Genomic DNA, 20,755 nt, shown 5'->3' on the forward strand with positions numbered 1-20,755 from the left:
AACCGTCAGTCGAATTTGCGGCTGGGCGCCAGGACCATGGCCTCGCCGATCAGAACCTTCTTGCCATCCACCGAGCAGTGGCAATCCAGCTTCACGCGGCGCTTGCCGTGGTCGATATCGACCACCTTTACCTCGGCATAGACCATATCACCGGGGCGCACGGGGGCGAGGAATTTCAGCGACTGGCCCATATAGACCGTGCCATGCCCCGGAAGTTGCTCGCCGATCACCGCCGAGATCAGCCCCGCCGTCAGCATCCCATGGGCGATGCGCCCCTCGAAGATGGTGTCGCGGGCATAGTCGTCGTCCAGATGCACCGGGTTCCGGTCGGTCGAGACCTGAGCGAACATCTCGATGTCCTCATCGGTCACAACTTTGTGCAGATGGCGGCTCATGCCCATCTCGATATCTTCGATGCAAATTGTTCCGCGCGGCAGGTTGTCCAACATGTCACCCTCGTCTTCCGCCATCTTGGCGGTAATTAACTGACGTGATTCTGATCACTTGGGTAATTTTATTACTTCGCACCTGCAGAAAATCAAGAACTTTCTGCACTAGCGAAGAAAACCGATCGTGTATGTGGGATTAGACATCTCGCGCTCCAGATAGGTCTGCAGCGCGGCGGGGTCGGGATCGTGATGGGTGTTGGTCTCGGTTGCGGCCAGCCCGCCGCTGATGAAAAGCGAGTCGATCCCTTCGCCCATCCCACCAGCAATATCGGTCAGCACGCCATCCCCGATGGCAAGGATCTCGGCATCGGGAATGTCATGACCCAGGCTTAGCAACCGGCGGCGGGCGAGGTCGTAGATCGGCGGGTGCGGCTTGCCGAAATACAGGCTTTCACCGCCCATTTCGGCATAAAGCCTGGCCAGCGCACCGGCGCACCATTCGCGCACGTCGCCCCTGTCCACGACAATATCGGGATTGGCGCAAAGGAGCTTCATGCCCATCTGCTTGGCATAGAGAAAATCGGGCCGGTTCACGTCAGGGTCGGCCATCGGATCGAAGGGTCCGCAGCAGACAATACCTTCGGCCTCGCGCAGCGGTACACGTTCGATGGTGATGGGGCTTTCAAGGATGTGCAGGGGTTCAAAAAACCCTGCATCACGACGGGGTTCACCCATGAAATAGACCTTCTGCCCGACGGCGCCCCGGAACATGGCCGAGCGCGCGGAATCGCCGCTGGTGGCGATGGTGTCATAGGAGTCGCGCGGGACGTTGAACCCTTCGAGCTGGGTCATCACGCCTGCGCGGGGTTTGGGCGAGTTGGTGACCAGCACTACGATGCCCCCACGCGCGCGATAGTCTTTCAGCGCCGCAACCGCATCGGGAAAAGCGGTGACGCCATTGTGGACGCAGCCCCAGAGGTCGACGAACAGCGCGCGGTACCGGTCGGACACATCGCTCAGCGAGTGGATAATCTGGCTCATGGGGTCTCCTGCGCAAGGGTCTCATCGGGATATGCCCGAACCGGGCGGCAATGACCACAGCTTTGCGGGATCGCGGTGCTTTGATCGGAAGGTGCGGGAAAACGGGCTATACTCAGAGACAAGCCACAACGGAGGGTTTCGCATGAGTATCGACCGACGCATGTTTCTCGCAGCAGGCGCTGCTGTCACCGCCCTGCCATTTGCCGGAGCCTTTGCAGCCGCGCCCTCTGGATCGGAGATGCGGACGCGCGCGCAGTCCTTGCTTGATGCGCTCGATGAACCCCAGCGGGCGGCGGCGCTGTTCGGTTTTCATACGCCCAATCGTCTGGCCTGGAACTTCATGACCGGATCGCGCCGCGCGCCGGGGCTGGCGCTGGAGCAGATGACACCGGCCCAGAAGGATCTGGCGCTGGATCTGCTTGCCACTGCTGCCAGCGCGCCGGGGCTTGAAAAGGCGATGAACATCATGCTGCAGCAGGACATCCTGCGCGATGAATGGGGCAAGGGGTCAGCCGATCGCAACCGCGAACGTTTTTCGGTGCAGCTCTACGGCTTGCCTTCGGAAACTGGCACCTGGGCGTGGCGGTGGGAAGGGCACCACCTGTCGCTGAGCTTCACGCTGCTGGATGATCAGGTGATCTCGACCACGCCAAGTTCGTATTCCTCCGAGCCCAACACCGTGCCCTCGGGGCCCTATCGCGGTCTTGTGGTGCTCAAGGAGGAAGAGGCGTTGGCCCGGGCGCTGTATTCCGGGCTGAGCGACACGGCCCGCCAGCGCGCGCTGGTCTGGCCGCGCTCGCCGGGCAATATCCTGTCCAATGGCGGGACCGAACGGACCCTGGCGGCAGAACTGGCGGGTATCGCACTGGGCGATCTGCCACAAGATCAGGCCGATATGGCCGCGCGACTGGTCGAGGTCTATACCACCGAGGTGCTGCCCGCACCGATGGCCGCCGCGCAGACGGGCCTGAACGCGCAGCAGGATATGACGGCGCTGCGTTTCGCCTGGGGCGGGGCGGATCTGGACGGCTCAATCTATTACCGGCTGACAGGGCAGGACATCCTGATCGAGTTTGCCAGCCTGCGCGATCAGCCACTGCACCTGCATGCGGTCTTCCACGACACCGCCCGAAATTTTGGCAGGCATTTGATCTAGGCCCTTGGGTGATGCAGATCGCGCAGTAGAGCCTCGACGCGTCCGATCACCATGCGAACCTCGGGTGCAAACCGTTCCTCATCATGGGTGACAAGCCATTGATCATGGGCCAACGCGTCGATAGGGCCCGCGATGCGGGTTAGCCCGGCGGTGTCATCACCAATGAAACAGGGCAGCACAGCCCGTGCCGCACCCGCCTGCGCAAGGTCGAGCGCGTTGCGTGGGCCCGTCACTTCGATCACCGGATGCCCGGCGCTTGCCTGCGCGGTCCATCGGGCAGAGGGCGTCTGGCCCATGACCCGCACCCAAGTGGTGACCTCCGGACCAGTAGCATAGGCCGCGAAACTCACTCTGCCGACCCGGCGGCAGGCCAGCCCGATCTGATCGGGGCGGTGGTTGCGGATGCCGATCACCGCGTCGCGGCGCCGGATATCCAGCACGTGATCTGCCGAGATAAAGCGGATTGCCACGTCCCCACCGGTAATAGACTGCGCCTTGCGGCAGAGCAGATGGGTCATCCAGGTGCCCGCCGAAAGCTTGACCAGCGGTTTGCGTTCCTTGCCCGCCTCTGATAGCGGCACGATACGGCTTTCGACCTCCGCGAGCTTTGCCAGTAGTGCCTCGCCCTCAGCGGTCAGCGCATATCCGCGCGGCAACCGAATAAACAGATCCACCCCCAGCCGCTTTTCCAAAGCCACCATGCGCCTTCCCAGTGTCGGGGCGCTTTTTTTGGTCGTGTCCGATGCTGCTGCCAGACCGCCCCCGCGCGCCACCGCGAGGAAGAGGCGCAGATCATCCCAATCCAAGTTCGTTTCATGCATGAAATGACAGTTACAGTATCGTTCGTGGATGTTCCAGAACCAGACGTGCAGGCTGTGGGTAAAGCAAAGGAGACCACAGCGATGACCTTGTTTGAACCGAACACAAATCTGATGGGCATGGGATGCTGGCCGATTGGCGGTGCGATGTTTAGTGGCGAAACCTCCTTGGGTTATTCCCGCAGCGATGATGCGGAGGCGATCCGGGCGATCCATGCGGCGCTGGATGCGGGCATTCACCTGTTCGACACCGCCGCCGCCTATGGGGCGGGTCATGCTGACCGGCTCTTGGCACAGGCGCTGCGCGGGCGCAGCGAGACGATGATTGTCACCAAGATCGGGCTGCAGGTTGACGAGGTTTCCAAACAGGTGACCGAGCCCGATCCTGATCCCGCTCATGTCATGCCAGCGCTCGACCGCTGCCTCGACCGGCTCGATCGGGAGTGCATCGACATCCTTTTGCTGCACCTGAATGACATGGATGTCGCTCAGGCAGAACCGCTCTTTGATCAGATGGAGCGCGCCCGCACGGAGGGCAAAATCCGTGGGTATGGCTGGAGCACCGATCTTAGCGCCAATGCCGAGGCGATGGCGGATCGCGACGGCTTTGTCGCCGTGGAGCATGCGATGAATGTTTTTCTCGACGCGCCAAGGATGTGCACGGCGCTGGACAGACACGCGCTGACGTCGCTGATCCGTTCGCCGCTGGCAATGGGTCTGTTAGGAGGCGGTTACGGCGCGGATAGCATGCTGCCCGGTAATGACGTCCGGGCGAGCGATCAGAACTGGGTCTCCTATTTCACGAATGCGCGCCCGAACCCGGAGTTTCTGACACGACTCGAGGCGGTGCGCGAATTGCTGCAATCGGGCGGGCGCAGCCTTGCCCAGGGGGCGATATGCTGGCTCTGGGGGCGGTCGCCTGCTTGTATCCCTCTGCCTGGCGCGCGAACGGCGGCGCAGATCACCGATACGGCAGGCGCTCTTGCCAAGGGTCCGCTGCCGCCCGCCGTGATGGCCGAGATCGAGGCCCTGTTGCCCCGCGACCCCGGGGCGCCTGACCGGGCGCGCTAGCCTGAGGCAGAAGCATATGCGACGCTCCGGCAGATTAGTCGGTTTCGTAGGTTTTGCCTTGCTCGAAACTGAAAAAGACCAGAGTGCGGTTCAAGCGGCCTTTGTCTTTCATCGTGACACGGTAGATATCTTGCGCAACGCTCAGTTCCCGAATGTCGTAGCTGTCGGGATGGTTCACGGGATTTTCGGCGGCGGACTGAATACCGCCTCGGCAAGTGGTCAGCTCGGACCATGTCGCTTCGTAATATGCAAGAGCTGCACCATCCCGAAACGGGAATTCCCAATAGCATGACACGCCGTTTCCGGAGGTCAGCCCTACAAACGTCTCACAGCGCGATCCGGAAGGCTCGGATCCGGTGGAGGCAAATTCCTCCAGAGCACGAACACGGCCGCAGTCACCGGCCAGGCTTGGGCCTGCGCCAACGACCAACGTCGCGAACGCGATTGCAGGAAAAACCAGTGAAACCCATCTTTTTCGCATTGCGATGACCTTCCCAACTACCCGGCTTTTGCCGCTCGGGCCCAAGTCAACGGGGTGCTGCACTCGGCTCTTGAGATCCCCCTATCATTGAACCGACATGGGGCCAAAATCACAAATCAATTTGGTGAGCTATTCTACAGCTGCATACCCATATGCATCCGCATATGCAAATCGCCCAGAATCCAGACTGTTCCGAGGATGATGATCAGCAGGACCATGGTCGAGAAGAGGATCAGGTCCAGATCCTCGCGGCTGTCGCGGCGGCGGTCGATATGCAGGAAATAGGCCAGTTGCACGATCAGTTGCAGCAGGCCCAGCACCCCGATGGCCAAGTAGACATAGGGCGTCTGCGGTCCGTAGAGATGGCCGATCCCGAATGCTGTCAGCGTCAAGGCCAGCGCAAAGAGAAAACCGCGCACATAGCGGCTGCGCTCGCGCGCGTGCATGGCGTGTTTGTCATCCATAGGCCAGCCCTCCGAAATAGACGATGGTGAAGATGCCGATCCAGATCAGGTCGAGGAAGTGCCAGAACAGGCCGAACCGCATTAGCCGCGATTTGATCTGATCGGTCACTCCGACCACTTGCATCTGGATCATCAGGATCACCAGCCACAGGCACCCGGTCGCCACGTGCAGCCCGTGCAGCGGCACCAGCCCATAAAAAGCCGACAGGAAGCCGCTGCGCTGGGGCACACCGCCCTTGGCGGCCATATTCATGAAATCCATGATCTCGAGTGTCAAAAAACCAAACCCCAGCAACAGCGTCGCCACCAGCCAGAGATAGACCCGCCCCAGCCCCAGATGGTATTTCAGCGCCAGCGAGGCGAGCCCCACGGTCATGCTGCTGGTCAGCAGCAGCACGGTCTGGGCAAACAGGCTACGCAGGTCGAACAGCTCATGCGGGCCCGGTCCGCCCGCCTGCGCGTCGATCATGGTGATATAGATCGCGAACATCAGGCCGAAATAGACCAGATCGCTCATGATGAAGACCCAGAAGCCAAACTGCGCGGTCTCGACCCGCTGCTGATGCCTGGGGTCGATATCGCCCAGGTTTATGCCGGGATAGGTCTGGTGGTCGGAATGTCTCAAGTGGCGCCCTCCATGTCGGGCCGTGCATAGCCCAGATTGGCGGGCGCGGCCTCGTCATCGCGGTCCACGGCCGGGGTGCGTGCGACCAGATCAAGCCAGGCCTCGTGCTCCTGTTTGATCTGCGCAGCGGGGATCACGATCTCGGTTTCGGTGTCAAAGCTCCATACGATCACAATGAGCAGCATCAGGACAGTAACCCCCAGCGCCAGCCACCAGATCCACCAGACAAGCGCGAACATCCACACCCCGCTGAGGACGCAGAGCAGGAAGCCGATCGAGGTGTTTTTCGGCAGCTCGATATCGTCATAACCGGTGGGTTTCAGGTAAGCGCTGCCGCTTTCCTTGGCCTCGGCAAAGGCATCGCGGTCGCGGACCTGCGGCAGGACGGCGTAATTATAGGCAGGTGGCGGGGCCGAGATCGACCATTCCAGCGTGCGCCCATCCCAGGGATCGCCCACCGGTACAAGGTTCCGCGCGCGGTCGCGGATGCTGACATAAAGCTGCACCAGCACCGACAGCAATGCCAACAGAATTATCAGGGCGCCTATCACAGCGACGATCATATAGGGGTGGAAACTGGGGTCCTCCCAGCTGAACGATCGGCGCGGCATGCCCATCAGACCCACGAAGTAGAGCGGCATGAAAGTGAACAGGAACCCCACCACCCAAAGAGCCACGGAAATGCGGCCCCACCGCTCATCCAGCCGGAACCCAAAGGCTTTTGGGAACCAATAGTTGACGCCCGCCAGCATCGCAAACAGCACGCCGGGCAGCAGCACATTATGGAAATGGGCGACCAGGAAGAGGGTGTTGTGGACCTGAAAATCGATTGTCGGGTTGGCGAGGATCACGCCGCTCAGCCCGCCGATCACGAAGAGGATCAGGAAACCGATCCCATAGAGCATCGGCACCGACAGCCGGATGCGGCCGCGATACATGGTGGCCATCCAGTCATAGACTTTCACGCCGGTGGGGATCGCGATCAGCATGGTAGCCACGCCAAACACCGCGTTGATCAGCGCGCTCTGACCCATGGTGAAGAAATGGTGCAGCCAGACGGTAAAGCTGAGCACCGCGATCGACATGGTGGCGATCACCAGCGAGACATAGCCGTAGAGCTTCTTGGCAGAGAAGGTGGCGAAAACCTCGGAATAGATGCCATAGGCGGGCAGCACCAGCAGGTAGACCTCAGGGTGGCCGAACAGCCAGAACAGGTTGGCGTAGTTCATCATGTTGCCGCCAAGGTCATTGGTGAAGAAGTGGAAATCCAGGTAGCGGTCGGCGGCCAGCAACAGCGCGGCAACCCCGAGGGGCGGCATGGCAAAGATGATCAGGATCGAGCTGCAGATCACCGTCCAGCAGAACATCGGTAGCCGCATGAACCCCATTCCCGGGGCACGCATCTTGTAGATGGTAACCGCAAAGTTGATCCCACTGAGCGTTGTGCCGACGCCCGAGACCACGATAGCCCAGATCCAGTAATCCGGCCCAACACCGGGGTTGAAGGCGGCACCGGTATAAGGCGGATAGGCGGTCCAGCCACCGGTCGAGAATTCGCCCACCACCAGCGACACCATCAGCATCATCCCGCCCGAGACGGTCAGGCCGAGGCTGATCTGATTCATCACCGGAAAGGCCACATCGCGCGCGCCGATTTGCAGGGGCATGATGAAGTTGATGAAGCCCACCACAAAAGGCACGGCGACAAAGAAGATCATGATCGTGCCGTGGGTGCTGAAAAGCTGGGCGAAATGCCCGGCCTCAAGGAAACCGTCACCGGGGCCGGCGGCTTGCTGGGCGCGCATCACCACGCCTTCCAGCACGCCGCGCGCCAGCATCACCAGCGCAAAGACGATATACATGATGCCAAGTTTCTTGTGATCGGTGCTGGTCAGCCAGTCGCGCCAGAGCGGACCCCAAAGCTTGAAATAGCTTAGAATGAACAGCACCACCGCCGCGCCAAGCACCAAAATGGCGCCGGCGGCATTGGCGACGATCTCATTGGTGCCGGGGTTCTTGATCAGCGCGGCGATGGGCAGGGCGTCCCAGGTCAGGCGGCCAAAGACGGTGGACTCGACGGAGCTCATTGAGTGGCCTCCTGTCCGTAAACGAGGGTGCCGGGTTGATCAGCGACAGGCAGCGCCGCGTCACTGTGGTAGCGGTGGACGATCTTGTCGAAGAGCCCGGCGTCGGGCAGCGTGAAGTAAAGCGCGGTCTCGGGCATGTCGGGCGTGCCGAGCGCCTGCTGCACCTCGGCCCGGTCGGTGCGCTGGGCGAGGATGCGATAGGTTGTGTCATCCAGCACCCGGCCTTTGCTGCGCACGGTATCGACCCAGCTTTGGAAATCATCCGCCTGCATCACAACCGCGTCGAATTTCTGACCCGTAAAGCCGCGCCCGTTATATTGCGTGTTCTCGCCCTGCATCCGGCCCGGCTCACTCGCGGACAGATGCAATTGGGTGGTCATGCCGGGCATGGCATAGATCTGCCCGCCAAGCGCGGCGATCAGGAAGCTTTGCATCACCGTGTCGGTGGTCAGCTCCATGGCTATCTGGCTGTCCACCGGCATGCCCATTTCGCCCACAGTGGCTATGCCCAGGTCGGGATAGATGAACAGCCATTTCCAATCGAGGCCGACCACCTGAACTTCAACCGCCGGATCGGTGCCGAAATTGGCGGCATAGGGGTCGAGCCGATGGGTCGATTTCCACAGGTAGAATGACAGGATTGCCACGATCAGCACCGGCACGGTCCACATCGTGGTCTCCAAAACGGGAGAGAATTCCCATTTGGGCCGATAGGCGGCAGAGGAGTTCTTGCGCCGCCGGTAGCGCCACACGATCAACGGCACCAGCAACAGCACCGGGATGACCGCGATCATGATAAGAGCGGTGGCGCGGATCAGGTGATCCTTCTGTGCCAGCGCCACTGGGCCTTGCGGGTCCATGAAGCTGTTGCTGTCACCCAGCGCGGGTGCCGCTGCAAGCAACAAGACCGGGACAACCAGAACTGGTAGGGCCGCCGGGGGCCGGGCTGATTTCATCACGCTTACCCGCCTTACTATGTCACTGATCCACTTGGACTATCGGGGCAGGGAGGCAATTTCTCAAGCTCTTTTCGCGGGCGATGGGCAATCGGGACCGACTGGCGGGTCAGCCGCGCCGGTCCATCAGGCCGTACCACCCATAGATGAGTGGCAGGATCGCGCGGCGCCAACGGCCCAGTTCGAACCGGCGCAGGGGCCGCGTCATGAGCGCGGGCGTGGCGGGGCCTTGCCCGGTGATCTGCGCGGCCAGCAGCGCACCTGCATAGCTGCCCATCGCCACCCCGTTGCCGTGATAACACAGCGCCGCCCAGGCGCGGTCCATGCCGGGAACGGGACCGGCAAAGGGGGTTAGATTGCGCGAGAGAGACACCAGGCCGGACCAGTGATGGGTGATCTCGACCTCCGACCATGCCGGGAAGAAACGGGCGAAATCAACGCGCGCCTGAGCCAGCGTTGCCGCGTCGCTTGCTTCCGTGCAGCGCCAGGCGGCGCGCAGGCCAAAGAGTATGCGGTTCTCCGGCAGCAGGCGGAAATAATGCAGCAGGTTGCGGCTGTCATAACACATCTGACGGCTGGTCCAGCCCTGCGCGGCCAATTCATCCTCGGTCAGCGGGCGCGAGGCGATGATAGCCGAAGGCACCGGCAGGTAACGCCCGCCCAGCCATGGTGGCATGCTGTCCGAGCTGTAGCCATTTGTGGCGATGATCAGGTTTGCCGCCCGCAGCTCGCCCTGTGCCGATTGCAGCAGGTGCCTGCCATCGGGTGCGGTTTGCATTCCCGTCACGGCGCTTTTGCCATGAATGCGCGCCCCCGCGGCATCTGTTGCCCGCGCCAGCCCGGCGACGTATTTCATCGGGTTCAGTGCGAAGCCATAGGGTATCGTCAGCGCTGCGTGGAATTCCGAGCTGGCGAACCCGTTTGAGGCAAGCGCCTCACGCGGTAGGATTTCGGCATCGATCCCGTAAATGTCGCGGATTTCCCCAAGCTCGTCGCGCATCCTTGCCGCAGCTTTTGGCGAATGCGCCAGACAGGTCTCGCCCCGTGAATGGGTGTCCGCGTCGATCCCGTACTCAGTCAGCCGGGTGCGGACGAAATCCACCGCATTCCGCTCGGTATGCAGATAGGTCAAAGCCCCATCGCGGCCAACCTGCCGCGATATCGCGGTGAACCCAGCGGCTGAGCCGCCCAAACAGCAGAACCCGCCATTGCGCCCCGAGGCGCCCCAGCCGGGTTGTTCAGCCTCGAGCACCACTACATCCTGCCCCGCGCGGGCCAGCTCCAGCGCCGCGTTCAGCCCGGTATAACCCGCGCCGATAATGGCGGTGTCGCAGCTTTGCCCGCCGGCAAGTGGCGGATAGGACGGCGCGGTGGCGGTGGTGGCCCAATAGCTGTTGGCGATGGGCTCTGGCCCATAGGCCCGATCCTCAAAGAGCCGCATCGCCGGTCACGTCTGCACCGCCTGACGCTCTTCGCGCTGACGCTGCAGGGCGGCGCGTTTGGTGGCCAGTGAGGCGATGATGACCCCCACGGCGACAATCGCGATCATCAGCGTCGACAATGCGTTGATTTCGGGGCTGACACCCAGTCGCACAGACGAGAAGATCTTGATCGGCAAGGTGGTCGATGACGGGCCCGAGGTAAATGACGCGATCACCAGATCATCCAGCGACAGCGTAAACGCCAAGAGCCAGCCCGAGATTACCGCGGGCGCGATGATGGGCAGCGTAACAAGCCGGAATGCCTCGGCTGGGGAGCAGCCCAGATCAAGTGCGGCCTCTTCCAGCGAGCGGTCGAAGGTGACGAGGCGCGAGGACACGACAACCGAGACATAGCACATCGAAAAGGTCGTATGCGCCAGCACGATGGTGAAGATGCCGCGATCCAACCCAATGCCGATGAAGAGCAGCAGCAACGACAGGCCGGTGATCACCTCGGGCATCACCAGCGGCGCGTAGATCATGCCGGAAAACAGTGTCCGGCCAAAGAACCGCCCGCCGCGCACCAGCACATAAGCGGCCATCGTGCCCAGCACCGTGGCAATGGTCGACGAGAACACCGCCACCCGCAGCGTGACCCAGGCGGCATCCAGAAACGCCTCGTTCTGGAGCAACTCGCCATACCACTTGGTCGAGAAACCCGCCCAGACGGTGACCAGCTTGCTTTCGTTGAAGCTGAAGATGATCAGGATCACCATCGGCAGGTAAAGAAAGGCAAAGCCCAGCGTCAGCGACACCACATTGAACCAGCTCAGGCGTGTCATTGCTCGGCCTCCTGCTGTTTCTGCTGGTTACGTTGGAACAGCACGATCGGGATCACCAGGATCAGCAGCAGCACAACAGCCACGGCGCTGGCCACCGGCCAGTCGCGGTTCGAGAAGAACTCCTCCCACAGCACCTTGCCGATCATCAACGTGCCTGATCCGCCCAGCAGCGACGGGATCACGAACTCACCCAGTGCGGGGATGAAGACCAGAAAGCTGCCGGCAATGACTCCGGGGCGCGACAGCGGCATCGTGACAAGCCAGAAGGCCATCAGGCGCGAGCAGCCCAGATCCTCTGCCGCCTCGATCAGCGAGCCATCCAGCCGGTCGAGAGCCGCATAGATCGGCAGGATCATGAAGGGCAGGTAAGTATAGACGATGCCGATATAGACGGCGCTGTTGGTGTTGAGGATGGTCAGCGGGCTGTCGATGATGCCGATCCAGAGCAGGAGCTGGTTCAGGAATCCCTCTTGGCTGAGGATGCCCATCCACGCATAGACCCGGATCAGGAACGAGGTCCAGAAGGGCAGGATCACCAGCATCATCAGCGTGGCACGCCATTGCTCGGGGCTGCGCGCCATGGCATAGGCGATGGGATAGCCCAGCAGCAATGTCAGCAGGGTCGAGATAGTGGCGATCCAGAGGCTGCTCAGATAGGCCTTCCAATAGAGATCATCTTCGGTCAGCCAGACGAAGTTTTCCAGATCAAGCCCGGCAAAGAACTCCCGGATGCCAGCCCAGCCTGCCGAGAGGTCGAGCGTCGGCGTGTAGGGCGGGATGGCCAATTCGGTGTCCGACAGCGAGATCTTGAGCACGATCACGAAGGGGATCAGGAACAGGACCAGCAGCCAGGCATAGGGAATGGCGATCAGGAAAAACCGTCGCATCAATTCGCCAACAACACGCCCGCGGTGGCGGTCCAGGACAGCCATACGGGGTCTTCCCATGTGAAGGACCGGCGCGAGATGCGGCGGGTATTTGCGGTCTGCGCCTTGATGACCAGACCATTTGGCAGTTCGACGTGATACGTCGACAGATTACCCAGATAAGCGATGTCCAGAACCTTGCCCTGCACCGCATTTGCGGCCTCCTCGGGGCGTTCGGCGCTGATCGTCACCTTCTCGGGACGGATCGCCAGATGGCAGGTCTGCCCTGCGGAAAACGACTTTGTCGAGTTTGCGATCAGGGGCGGCTGACCTTCGGTCCAGAACAGGCGATAGCCTTCGCCCTCACCGGGATTTGCCTGCCCCTGAATGATGTTCACATCACCAATGAAATCAGCCACATAGACCGAATTTGGCGTTTCGTAGATGCGGTCGGGCGTGTCGGCTTGAATGATGCGGCCATGATCCATCACCGCGACGCGGCTGGCCACGGTCATCGCCTCTTCCTGATCGTGGGTGACGATCACGAAAGTGGTGCCGGTGGTTTCCTGAATATCCATCAACTCGAACTGCGTATCCTGCCGCAGTTTCTTGTCGAGCGCGCCCAGCGGCTCGTCCAGTAGCAGCAGTTTCGGCGCCTTGGCCAGCGAGCGCGCCAGCGCCACCCGCTGCCGTTGCCCGCCAGAGATCTGATGCGGCTTGCGGCGGGCAAACTGTTCCAACCGGGTCAGTTTGAGCATCGCTTCGACCCGCTCTTGCAGGTCATGTTTTGGCATTTTGTCGCGTTTTAGCCCAAAGGCGATGTTGTCCCAGATGCTGAGATGCGGGAACAGCGCGTATGACTGGAACATCATGTTTACCGCGCGTTGATTGGGCGGCACCGGCGCGATGTCCTGACCGGCCAGTTCGATCACGCCGCTGCTGGGTGCCTCGAACCCGGCCAGCATCCGCATCATGGTGGTCTTGCCGCAGCCCGAGGGGCCCAGCAGGGCAAAGAACTCTTTCTCGAAGATATCCAGCGACAGGTCGTCAATGGCAGTGAACGCGCCGAATGACTTGGTGACGTTCTTGAACCGGATCAGCGGCTGTGCTTGGGGATCTTCCCAAGGCGCTAAGAGTGAGGCGTCCACGGCAGGTCCTTGTTCTAAAAGAAATCGGCGGGGTGCTAATGCGCCCCGCCGGGGTCCAGCTCAGGTGCCGGATTTAACCTTGGTCCACATCCGCGTGACCACGCGCTGAACCTTGGACGGGTAGGGCGACTTGGTATAGAGCTTCTCCAACGTCGCATCATCGGGATAGATCGCGGTGTCGCCAATCACGTCCTCTGCCAGAAACTCCTGAGACGCCTTGTTGCCATTGGCGAAATAGACGTAGTTCGACGCCGCCGCCATGTTCTCGGCCTCCATGATGAAGTTCAGGAATGCATGCGCGCCGTCGGGATTGGGTGCATCGGTCGGAATGGCCATCTGGTCAAACCACATCAGCGATCCCTGCGCGAAAGGGTGATAGGCGATCTCGACACCATTATCAGCCTCGGCTGCGCGATCACGCGCCTGCAACACATCGCCCGACCAGCCGACGGCCACGCAGATATCGCCATTGGCCAGCGCGTTGATATATTCTGAACTGTGGAACTTCTTGATATGCGGGCGGACCGCCATCAGGGGGGCCTCGGCCTTGCCGATCACGTCGGGATCATTGCTGTCTGGGTCCTCGCCCAGATATTGCAACACCATGGGCACGATCTCGGTCGGGGCATCCAGAAAGTAGACCCCGCAATCGGCCAGTTTCTCCATGTTGGCGGGATCCAGCACCAGATCCATGCTGTTGAGCGACGCGTCTTCGCCCAGCACTTCCTTGACCTTGCCGACGTTGATTCCGACGCCGGTTGTGCCCCACATATAGTTGATCGAGTATTCATTGCCCGGATCGTATTGCGCGGTCCGATCTTCGATCATACCCCACATGTTTCCTGCATTGGGTAGCTTGGACTTGTCGAGCTTCTGAAAAGCACCTGCCGAAACTTGTCGCTGCAGGAAATCGCCGGTCGGGACCACAACGTCATAGCCCGAGCCCCCTGCCAACATCTTGGTTTCCAGCACTTCGTTGCTGTCGAAGACGTCGTAGATCAGGTCATAGCCGGTCTCTTCTTCGAATTTCTTCAGCAGGTCTTCGTCGATATAGTCCGACCAGTTATAGACACGCACCTCTTCGGCCCAGGCCGCAAACGGCGCCAGAAGCGCAATCGTTGCGAGGGCGGGAGTTATCTTTCTTGGCATTTCAATCCTCCTGTTGGTTCTGAGAGAGAGTGCCGGAGTTTGATCAAAACCGATTCTTTTTCCTCTCCCGGTGACAGTATGATAGATTTTTGACAGTTGAGTAGAGTCAAATGATGCCGCAGCCCCCTTGGACCCGGATGAAAGACAAAAAAATGAACCGGCTTGTCGCAAAACGCCCTGAGCACGAGGCGATTTATGTTCAGGTCAAGGAATTGATTCTGTTTGGCGAGGTCGTGCCGGGCCAGCCGCTGACCATCCACGGCCTTGCTGACATGATCGGCGCAGGTATCACGCCGGTGCGTGAAGCCATGCGTCGCCTGACCGCTGAAGGGGCTCTGGCGGCCCGTGAAAACCGCCGGGTCGAGGTGCCGGTGATGACGCCTGACAGGCTGGCTCAGATCGACCTTGTGCGTCTGACGGTTGAACCCAAACTGGCCTATATGGCTGCAAATCGGGCGGCAACTGCGGTGATTCCGGACCTGGAGCGGCTGGATGCGCGGGTCGATCTGGCGATCCGGGCCGGAGATATCCGGGGATATCTGGAGGCAAATTTTCGGTTCCACTTCACGCTCTATGACGCGGCGGACGCACCGATCCTGCGCCGGATTGCCGAATCACTCTGGTTGCAGGCCGGTCCGTCGCTGCGGGTGGTTTGCGGGCGTTATGGCACGTCGAACCTCAAGGACCTCCATCGGCAGGCGATTGCCGCCCTGCGCGATGGCGCGCCGCAGGAAGTCGCCGACGCCATCGAGGGGGACATCCGGCAGGGGTTGGATTTCGTCCGGCAAACGTTCGACGAATGACCCCGGACACCCGGGAACCCTGCTGGCGTGCGAGGCGGATTGACGCGGTCGAATAATTTGATCAAAATCCTCTGGACCACCCTGACTTCATCCCCGCGGGATCATTCCGGTCCTGTTGGCCGCCTGTGCCAGCCGCCGGTCTGAACGCCATAGCTCAAGAGATCTGACATGACGATAATGGCCAACCACCTGCCCACCGCAGAGCTGCAAGCGCTGGATGCGGCGCATCACCTGCATCCGTTCACCAACGGCCGCGAACTGGCCCAAAAGGGCGCCCGTGTGATCAAAAGCGCAAAAGGCGTCTGGCTCAAGGACAGCGACGGCAACGATATCATCGACGGGATGGCCGGGCTCTGGTGCGTCAATATCGGCTATGGGCGCGACGAACTGGCCGATGTGGCGGCCCGGCAGATGCGCGAACTGCCTTATTACAACACGTTTTTCCAGACTACCCATACACCGGCGCTTATGCTGGCTCAAAAACTGGCCGAACTGGCGCCCGGCGATCTGAACCATGTGTTTTTCTCGACGGGCGGATCGGATGCCAATGACACCAATATCCGTCTGGTGCGCACCTATTGGGCCGAAAGAGGCCAGCCCGAGCGGAACGTGATCATCTCGCGCTGGAACGCCTATCACGGCTCGACCATCGGCGGCACCAGCCTGGGCGGGATGAAGGGCATGCACGGGCAGGGCGGTCTGCCGATTCCCGGCATCGAATTCATCGACCAGCCCAACTGGTGGGCCGAGGGCGGCGATATGACACCCGAAGACTTCGGACTGGAGCGCGCCCGCCAGTTGGAGGCCAAGATCAAGGAGATCGGCCCGGACAAGGTCGCGGCCTTTATTGGTGAACCGGTGCAGGGCGCTGGTGGCGTGATCATCCCGCCCGAGAGCTACTGGCCGGAAATCCAGCGCATCTGCGACCAATATGGCATCCTGCTGATCGCGGATGAGGTGATCTGCGGTTTTGGTCGCACCGGCAACTGGTTCGGTTCGCAGACCTTCGGGATCAGACCCGACATCATGACAATGGCCAAGGGGCTCAGCTCCGGTTACCAACCGATCGGGGCTTCGGTGGTGACGGACGAGATCGCGCAGGTGTTGTCGGGGACCGACTTCAACCACGGCTATACCTATTCGGGACATCCCGTGGCGGCGGCTGTGGCGCTGGAAAACCTGCGGATTTTGGAAGAAGAGGACATCGTCGGTCACGTCCAGAACGTCGCCGCGCCCTATCTGAAGGAGAAATGGGAGGGGTTGCTGGATCATCCGCTGGTAGGCGAGGCGAAAATCGTCGGCATGATGGCCTCGGTCGCGTTGACGCCTGACAAGGCAACCCGCGCGCCCTTTGTCTCGGACCCCGGCGTTGTGGGCCATATTTGCCGCGACCGGTGCTTTGCCAATAACGTGATCATGCGCCATGTGGGCGACCGGATGATCATCTCGCCGCCGCTGATCATCACACCGGACGAGATCGACATCCTGATCGCGCGGGCACACCTGTCGCTGGATGAATGCCTGGCGCGGCTTGAGGCGGACGGCCTGAATCGGGCGGCCTGATCGGGTGGACCTGCTGACCGCCAATGACCGGCCGGGGGAATACCCCCCGTCCTACTACGCGGCGAGTGCCCGACCTCAGGATCCTTTCCCTCCCGCGCGCGGCGCGCTGGCCTGCGATGCCTGCGTGGTGGGCGGTGGGTTCACGGGGCTTTCGGCAGCGCTGCATCTCGCGCGGCGCGGCTATGACGTGATCCTGCTTGAAGCGCAGCGCGTCGGCTTTGGTGCGTCCGGGCGCAATGGCGGGCAGGTGGGGCAGGGACAGCGCGTGGAGCAAGACGCGCTTGAGGAGATGCTGGGCAAATCTCATGCGCAAGATCTGTGGCGGATCGCGACACAATCGGTCGACCTGGTGCGCGACCTCTGTGCCGAAGTTGATATGCCGTTCCATGACGGGATCGTTCACGCCGACCACCGCGCGCGTTATGTGCCCCATAGCTGGGACTATGCGGACAAACTCAATACTGAGTATGGCTATGACAAGATCCGACCACTGGACGCCGAGGAATGCCGCCATCTGGTGAACTCTCCCGCATATCACGGCGGCACCATCGACATGGGGGCGGGGCATATCCACCCCTTGCAATTTGCCTTTAACCTGGCGCGTCTGGCGCTGTTGTCGGGGGTGCGGATATTCGAGCGCTCCAAGGTTCAGGAACTGGATGCGGGCAATCCCACACAGCTGCGAACCCCGGACGCGACCATTTCTGCGCGCTATGTCGTGTTGGGCTGCAATGGTTATCTCGGAGGTCTGCAGCGCGACGTTGCCGCGCGGGTTATGCCGATCAACAACTACATCCTCGCCACTGAACCGATGACGCCGGACCAGCAGGAAGAGTTGATCCGGAACAATGTTGCGGTGGCGGACAGCAAATTCGTGGTGAACTACTTTCGGTTTTCCGACGATCACCGGCTGCTGTTCGGCGGCACCGAAAGCTATGGCTACCGCTTCCCGGCCGATCTCGCCGCGAAAGTGCGCAAGCCGATGCTGGAGATATTTCCGCAGTTGCGCGAGACCCGGATCGATTATGCTTGGGGCGGAACGCTGGGCATCACCATGAACCGGATGCCGCATTATGCGCGGCTGGCGGGCAATGTCCTGTCACTATCGGGTTTTTCCGGGCATGGGGTGGGCATGGCCACGCTCTCGGGCCAGATCGCCGCCGAGGCCATCGCCGGACAGGCCGAGCGCTTTGACCTGATGGCGCAGGTCCCGACCACCCGCTTTCCGGGCGGTGCTGCATTGAGGTCACCGCTGCTGGTGCTGGCGATGCTCTGGTACAGCCTGCGCGACAGGCTGTGAGGGTTGGGTATGCGGGAAAGGGCTGCTGCGGCCGATTGGATGCGAACCTCACAAAGCCCATACGAAGAGGCAAAGGTCTGCTTCGAGCCCATTCTACCTTTTGCTGCAGTCCAGACCTGTGCGTTAGTCGACGGTCTATTCGTCGGGGCTTATGAACTTCCTTGTCTGCATCGCAAAGTGGAGGGTCAAGAACCCTCCCAACCCAATAACCCCGAGCTCCCAGAATATATTTCCACCGAGATTTCGTACAATAATAGGCGCAATTGCCGTCCCAAGACCTAAGACAAATACCATAAAAACAAGCCTTAAGAACCTGCCGACGACCCAAAGATAGGCATTCTTCGCATGCCGCAGCGCCGTTGCGAGCAATGCCGAAATTTGAAAGTACATGCGGTCTCCTCAACTAACTAGGACTTGAGCTCTGGCATTTGGTGGGTTTGGTTCAAAGTGAATCTGTTTGGCTCCGAAGTCCAGATGTAGAAGATTGGAACGAACGGCAACAAAGTCCGCAAAGCGACACCATCGCTAGAACGAACTGGGATTGTTCCGAGCGTAGGAATGGATGGTGCGGATGCTCCATTCCACTGAATCCTTCATTGCGTTGCCCAGCGCCTGATCGAAGGCGGTGACAAGCGTCAGCGGGTCGTCATCGGCCGAGATCGCGACCTCTTCGAAGGACCGTGAGGCGAGGATGGTGTCCTCGACCGCATCCACCAGCTTGATGTTGAGCCGCACCACGACGCGCAGCGAGTCGTCGCCCGGTTCGTCGGAGACCTGAAAGGCCTGGAACTCGCGCAGGTCGGTGATGACATTGTAATCGGATCGCAGGCCCACCGCAGACCGGCCCACGGCGGCCACTTTGCCGGTATTCTCGTAGCTTTCGATCATCAGCGCCTGGATGATCAATGGCGCCCGGTCGACCCAGCGCGAGCGTGGCAGGTACTGCACCTCGAACACGTTGGGCTGCACGGCGATACGGTCGGTGTTCACCGCTGCCGTGGCAGTGGGTTCCTCGACCACGATCTGCTGGCTCAGCCGCGGCAGGTTCTTGCTGAAGGTGCTTTTGGGCGTCAGCGCGTAGAGATTGCTGGGCTTGGTGGCCTGGCTCAGACCGCTGAGACTGGCGCAGCCACCGAGCGCGGTTGCAAGAAGAAAGATGAGGGCAAATCCGGGCCGTGTCATCGACGATACTCCGAGCCTTGGGTTCCGAAAAAGAAGCGGGCGGGGTCGCTTTCGAGCCTGTCGCTCAGGCGTTCGAGATTGACGACCAGACGGCGCGCTTCTTCGATGAAGCGCTGGGTCTGGGGCAGGCCGACCCGCAGAAAGGCCGATACTTGCACGCGGTTCTCCTGAATGATGCCGTCAACGGTGCCGATCAGGTCCGAGGCTGATTTCGACGCGCTCAGCACCTCCTGCGAGATCTGGTCGACATTCTTGGTCACGGTCTGCACGGTGGTGCTGATTTCACTTACCGCCTTGCGGACATCGCTGACCACCACATCGACATCTTCGTCGATCACCTTGTTGACCTTGGTGAATGTCTGGTCGGCGGTATCGAGCGTGGTCTTGGCCGCATCCATCGCGCCCGAGATATCCGACAGCGTCTTGTTGGCATTCTCGATCGTCACGGTGGCCGCCGACAGCGCCGTGCTGCCCTCGCTGGACAGGGTGTCGATCCGGTCGGTCACGCGCGAAATGTCGAGGCCAACGGTTTCGATCACGGTATTCGCGTTTTTCACGACGCCGCGCACATCCTCGACCAGGCCGGGCAGGTCGTTTTTCACGGTGTTGTTGATGGTTGCGATGGTTTCGCGCGCCTCGCTGACCATCGCCTTGCCGTCTTCCTTGATGATAGTGTCGATATTGTCCGAGGTATCCTTGATCGAGTCGAGCGTGCCTTGCGCGGTTTTCAGGGTGCTCTCAGCTGTATCGGACAACTCCCCGAGCCGTCCCGAAAACTTCGAGATATCTCCGGCCGTTTTGCGGATGTCGCCCGACAGCCCCTCGACATCCGACAGCACATCGTTGAGCCGCCCCGAGGCGCTTTCGAGATTGGCCAGCGTCTTGGTGACCGCCTCGCGGTTTGGCTGATCGACCAGCTTCTTGATTTCTTCCAGCAGGTCGATGGCATTGTCCATCAGCTCTGGCGCGCCCTGAAAGATGCTTTGCAACGCGCTGCGCTTGCTTGTGATCACGCCGTCTTGCTCAAGCGCTTTCGCGGTGGCAGACCCGCCACGCAGATCGATATAGCTGACGCCGGTGACACCTTGCGATTCAAGGGTTGCGGTGGTGTCGGTCTTGACCGGCGTGTCGGCATCTACCTGGATTTTGACCCGCACCTTGGACGGGTCGTTCTCGTCCAGTTGCAGCGATGTGACCTGCCCCACCGGTAGTCCGTTATAACGCACGTCACCCGCCGTGCTCAGCCCCGAGACATCGTCGAACAGGACGTCGTAATAGTCGTATTGCTTGTCCACATTCACCTTGGCCAGCCAGAGCACAAACAGGAATGCGCCCAGAATGCCGGCCAGCGTGAAGGCCCCGATCAGCAGATAGTTCGCTTTGGTTTCCATCG

General features: G+C 60.9%; 20 protein-coding genes. 5 read left to right on the plus strand and 15 right to left on the minus strand.

Going from position 1 to position 20,755, the window contains the following annotated elements:
• Positions 1-5: 5 nt before the first annotated feature.
• Positions 6-449 (minus strand): MaoC family dehydratase, encoded by a 444-nt coding sequence (locus AB1E33_RS15585; protein ID WP_372578198.1) that lies wholly within the window; start codon positions 447-449, stop codon positions 6-8.
• A gap of 105 nt (positions 450-554) precedes the next feature.
• Positions 555-1,430 carry a TIGR01459 family HAD-type hydrolase gene (locus AB1E33_RS15590; protein ID WP_372578199.1) on the minus strand — a complete coding sequence of 292 codons (876 nt, stop codon included), beginning with the start codon at positions 1,428-1,430 and terminating at the stop codon, positions 555-557.
• 142 nt (positions 1,431-1,572) lie between these two features.
• Here AB1E33_RS15590 and AB1E33_RS15595 point away from each other — a divergent pair, with 142 nt between their 5' ends.
• A complete protein-coding gene (locus tag AB1E33_RS15595) occupies positions 1,573-2,586 on the plus strand; it encodes a DUF3500 domain-containing protein (protein WP_372578200.1) in 1,014 nt (337 codons plus the stop codon).
• On the opposite strand, the gene AB1E33_RS15600 is transcribed toward AB1E33_RS15595, so the two are convergent.
• Positions 2,583-3,392: a LysR family transcriptional regulator gene (locus tag AB1E33_RS15600; RefSeq protein ID WP_372578201.1), complete on the minus strand. Its 810-nt coding sequence runs from the start codon at positions 3,390-3,392 to the stop codon at positions 2,583-2,585. The genes AB1E33_RS15595 and AB1E33_RS15600 overlap by 4 nt on opposite strands.
• 96 nt (positions 3,393-3,488) lie before the next feature.
• On the opposite strand from AB1E33_RS15600, the gene AB1E33_RS15605 reads away from it, so the two are divergent.
• Complete coding sequence (locus AB1E33_RS15605; RefSeq protein ID WP_372578202.1) at positions 3,489-4,475, plus strand: aldo/keto reductase; 987 nt, start codon at positions 3,489-3,491, stop codon at positions 4,473-4,475.
• Positions 4,476-4,509: 34 nt separating this feature from the next.
• On the opposite strand, the gene AB1E33_RS15610 is transcribed toward AB1E33_RS15605, so the two are convergent.
• The 10 genes from AB1E33_RS15610 to AB1E33_RS15655 form a co-directional block, all read right to left on the minus strand.
• Positions 4,510-4,956: a hypothetical protein gene (locus tag AB1E33_RS15610; protein ID WP_372578203.1), complete on the minus strand. Its 447-nt coding sequence runs from the start codon at positions 4,954-4,956 to the stop codon at positions 4,510-4,512.
• Between the two features lie 134 nt (positions 4,957-5,090).
• Entirely contained in the window at positions 5,091-5,420 is a 330-nt protein-coding gene (locus AB1E33_RS15615; protein ID WP_372578204.1) for a cytochrome o ubiquinol oxidase subunit IV, read from the minus strand.
• Positions 5,413-6,045 carry a cytochrome c oxidase subunit 3 gene (locus tag AB1E33_RS15620; RefSeq protein ID WP_372578205.1) on the minus strand — a complete coding sequence of 211 codons (633 nt, stop codon included), beginning with the start codon at positions 6,043-6,045 and terminating at the stop codon, positions 5,413-5,415. Before AB1E33_RS15620 ends, AB1E33_RS15615 begins: the two co-directional genes overlap by 8 nt.
• On the minus strand, positions 6,042-8,132 hold the full coding sequence (locus AB1E33_RS15625; protein WP_372578206.1) for a cbb3-type cytochrome c oxidase subunit I: 2,091 nt from the start codon (positions 8,130-8,132) through the stop codon (positions 6,042-6,044). Before AB1E33_RS15625 ends, AB1E33_RS15620 begins: the two co-directional genes overlap by 4 nt.
• Positions 8,129-9,088: a cytochrome ubiquinol oxidase subunit II gene (locus AB1E33_RS15630; RefSeq protein WP_372578435.1), complete on the minus strand. Its 960-nt coding sequence runs from the start codon at positions 9,086-9,088 to the stop codon at positions 8,129-8,131. The genes AB1E33_RS15625 and AB1E33_RS15630 overlap by 4 nt, the downstream gene beginning before the upstream one ends.
• Before the next feature lie 109 nt (positions 9,089-9,197).
• On the minus strand, positions 9,198-10,529 hold the full coding sequence (locus tag AB1E33_RS15635) for an NAD(P)/FAD-dependent oxidoreductase (RefSeq protein WP_372578207.1): 1,332 nt from the start codon (positions 10,527-10,529) through the stop codon (positions 9,198-9,200).
• A 6-nt stretch (positions 10,530-10,535) separates the two neighbouring features.
• Complete coding sequence (locus AB1E33_RS15640; RefSeq protein WP_372578208.1) at positions 10,536-11,351, minus strand: ABC transporter permease; 816 nt, start codon at positions 11,349-11,351, stop codon at positions 10,536-10,538.
• Positions 11,348-12,238: an ABC transporter permease subunit gene (locus AB1E33_RS15645; protein WP_372578209.1), complete on the minus strand. Its 891-nt coding sequence runs from the start codon at positions 12,236-12,238 to the stop codon at positions 11,348-11,350. The genes AB1E33_RS15640 and AB1E33_RS15645 overlap by 4 nt, the downstream gene beginning before the upstream one ends.
• Positions 12,238-13,365 (minus strand): ABC transporter ATP-binding protein, encoded by a 1,128-nt coding sequence (locus AB1E33_RS15650; protein WP_372578210.1) that lies wholly within the window; start codon positions 13,363-13,365, stop codon positions 12,238-12,240. The genes AB1E33_RS15645 and AB1E33_RS15650 overlap by 1 nt, the downstream gene beginning before the upstream one ends.
• Before the next feature lie 60 nt (positions 13,366-13,425).
• The gene (locus tag AB1E33_RS15655; protein ID WP_372578211.1) at positions 13,426-14,514 is read right to left on the minus strand and encodes a polyamine ABC transporter substrate-binding protein; all 1,089 of its coding nucleotides are present in this window, start codon (positions 14,512-14,514) and stop codon (positions 13,426-13,428) included.
• Between the two features lie 152 nt (positions 14,515-14,666).
• Here AB1E33_RS15655 and AB1E33_RS15660 point away from each other — a divergent pair, with 152 nt between their 5' ends.
• The 3 genes from AB1E33_RS15660 to AB1E33_RS15670 all read left to right on the plus strand — a co-directional run bounded on the left by AB1E33_RS15660 (position 14,667) and on the right by AB1E33_RS15670 (position 18,180).
• Positions 14,667-15,317, plus strand: coding sequence for a GntR family transcriptional regulator (locus AB1E33_RS15660; RefSeq protein ID WP_372578212.1), 651 nt, complete (start codon positions 14,667-14,669; stop codon positions 15,315-15,317).
• A 168-nt stretch (positions 15,318-15,485) separates the two neighbouring features.
• Positions 15,486-16,880 carry an aspartate aminotransferase family protein gene (locus AB1E33_RS15665; RefSeq protein WP_372578213.1) on the plus strand — a complete coding sequence of 465 codons (1,395 nt, stop codon included), beginning with the start codon at positions 15,486-15,488 and terminating at the stop codon, positions 16,878-16,880.
• Positions 16,881-16,884: 4 nt separating this feature from the next.
• Entirely contained in the window at positions 16,885-18,180 is a 1,296-nt protein-coding gene (locus tag AB1E33_RS15670) for an NAD(P)/FAD-dependent oxidoreductase (RefSeq protein ID WP_372578214.1), read from the plus strand.
• Positions 18,181-18,705: 525 nt separating this feature from the next.
• On the opposite strand, the gene AB1E33_RS15675 is transcribed toward AB1E33_RS15670, so the two are convergent.
• Entirely contained in the window at positions 18,706-19,362 is a 657-nt protein-coding gene (locus tag AB1E33_RS15675) for an ABC-type transport auxiliary lipoprotein family protein (protein WP_372578215.1), read from the minus strand.
• Complete coding sequence (locus tag AB1E33_RS15680) at positions 19,359-20,753, minus strand: MlaD family protein (protein ID WP_372578216.1); 1,395 nt, start codon at positions 20,751-20,753, stop codon at positions 19,359-19,361. Before AB1E33_RS15680 ends, AB1E33_RS15675 begins: the two co-directional genes overlap by 4 nt.
• Between the last annotated feature and the right edge of the window lie 2 nt (positions 20,754-20,755).

The sequence above is a fragment of the Ruegeria hyattellae genome, assembly GCF_041537925.1.
In the GTDB taxonomy this organism is placed as follows: Bacteria; Pseudomonadota; Alphaproteobacteria; order Rhodobacterales; family Rhodobacteraceae; genus Ruegeria_C.

Bases quoted from the DNA above. Each gene is read 5' to 3' on its own strand.
- AB1E33_RS15645 (WP_372578209.1), bottom strand. From the start codon at position 12,238: ATGCGACGGTTTTTCCTGATCGCCATTCCCTATGCCTGGCTGCTGGTC.
- AB1E33_RS15630 (WP_372578435.1), bottom strand. From the start codon at position 9,088: ATGAAATCAGCCCGGCCCCCGGCGGCCCTACCAGTTCTGGTTGTCCCG.
- AB1E33_RS15665 (WP_372578213.1), top strand. From the start codon at position 15,486: ATGACGATAATGGCCAACCACCTGCCCACCGCAGAGCTGCAAGCGCTG.
- AB1E33_RS15640 (WP_372578208.1), bottom strand. From the start codon at position 11,351: ATGACACGCCTGAGCTGGTTCAATGTGGTGTCGCTGACGCTGGGCTTT.
- AB1E33_RS15615 (WP_372578204.1), bottom strand. From the start codon at position 5,420: ATGGATGACAAACACGCCATGCACGCGCGCGAGCGCAGCCGCTATGTG.
- AB1E33_RS15595 (WP_372578200.1), top strand. From the start codon at position 1,573: ATGAGTATCGACCGACGCATGTTTCTCGCAGCAGGCGCTGCTGTCACC.
- AB1E33_RS15605 (WP_372578202.1), top strand. From the start codon at position 3,489: ATGACCTTGTTTGAACCGAACACAAATCTGATGGGCATGGGATGCTGG.
- AB1E33_RS15625 (WP_372578206.1), bottom strand. From the start codon at position 8,132: ATGAGCTCCGTCGAGTCCACCGTCTTTGGCCGCCTGACCTGGGACGCC.
- AB1E33_RS15590 (WP_372578199.1), bottom strand. From the start codon at position 1,430: ATGAGCCAGATTATCCACTCGCTGAGCGATGTGTCCGACCGGTACCGC.
- AB1E33_RS15610 (WP_372578203.1), bottom strand. From the start codon at position 4,956: ATGCGAAAAAGATGGGTTTCACTGGTTTTTCCTGCAATCGCGTTCGCG.
- AB1E33_RS15680 (WP_372578216.1), bottom strand. From the start codon at position 20,753: ATGGAAACCAAAGCGAACTATCTGCTGATCGGGGCCTTCACGCTGGCC.
- AB1E33_RS15585 (WP_372578198.1), bottom strand. From the start codon at position 449: ATGTTGGACAACCTGCCGCGCGGAACAATTTGCATCGAAGATATCGAG.
- AB1E33_RS15635 (WP_372578207.1), bottom strand. From the start codon at position 10,529: ATGCGGCTCTTTGAGGATCGGGCCTATGGGCCAGAGCCCATCGCCAAC.
- AB1E33_RS15655 (WP_372578211.1), bottom strand. From the start codon at position 14,514: ATGCCAAGAAAGATAACTCCCGCCCTCGCAACGATTGCGCTTCTGGCG.
- AB1E33_RS15675 (WP_372578215.1), bottom strand. From the start codon at position 19,362: ATGACACGGCCCGGATTTGCCCTCATCTTTCTTCTTGCAACCGCGCTC.
- AB1E33_RS15660 (WP_372578212.1), top strand. From the start codon at position 14,667: ATGAACCGGCTTGTCGCAAAACGCCCTGAGCACGAGGCGATTTATGTT.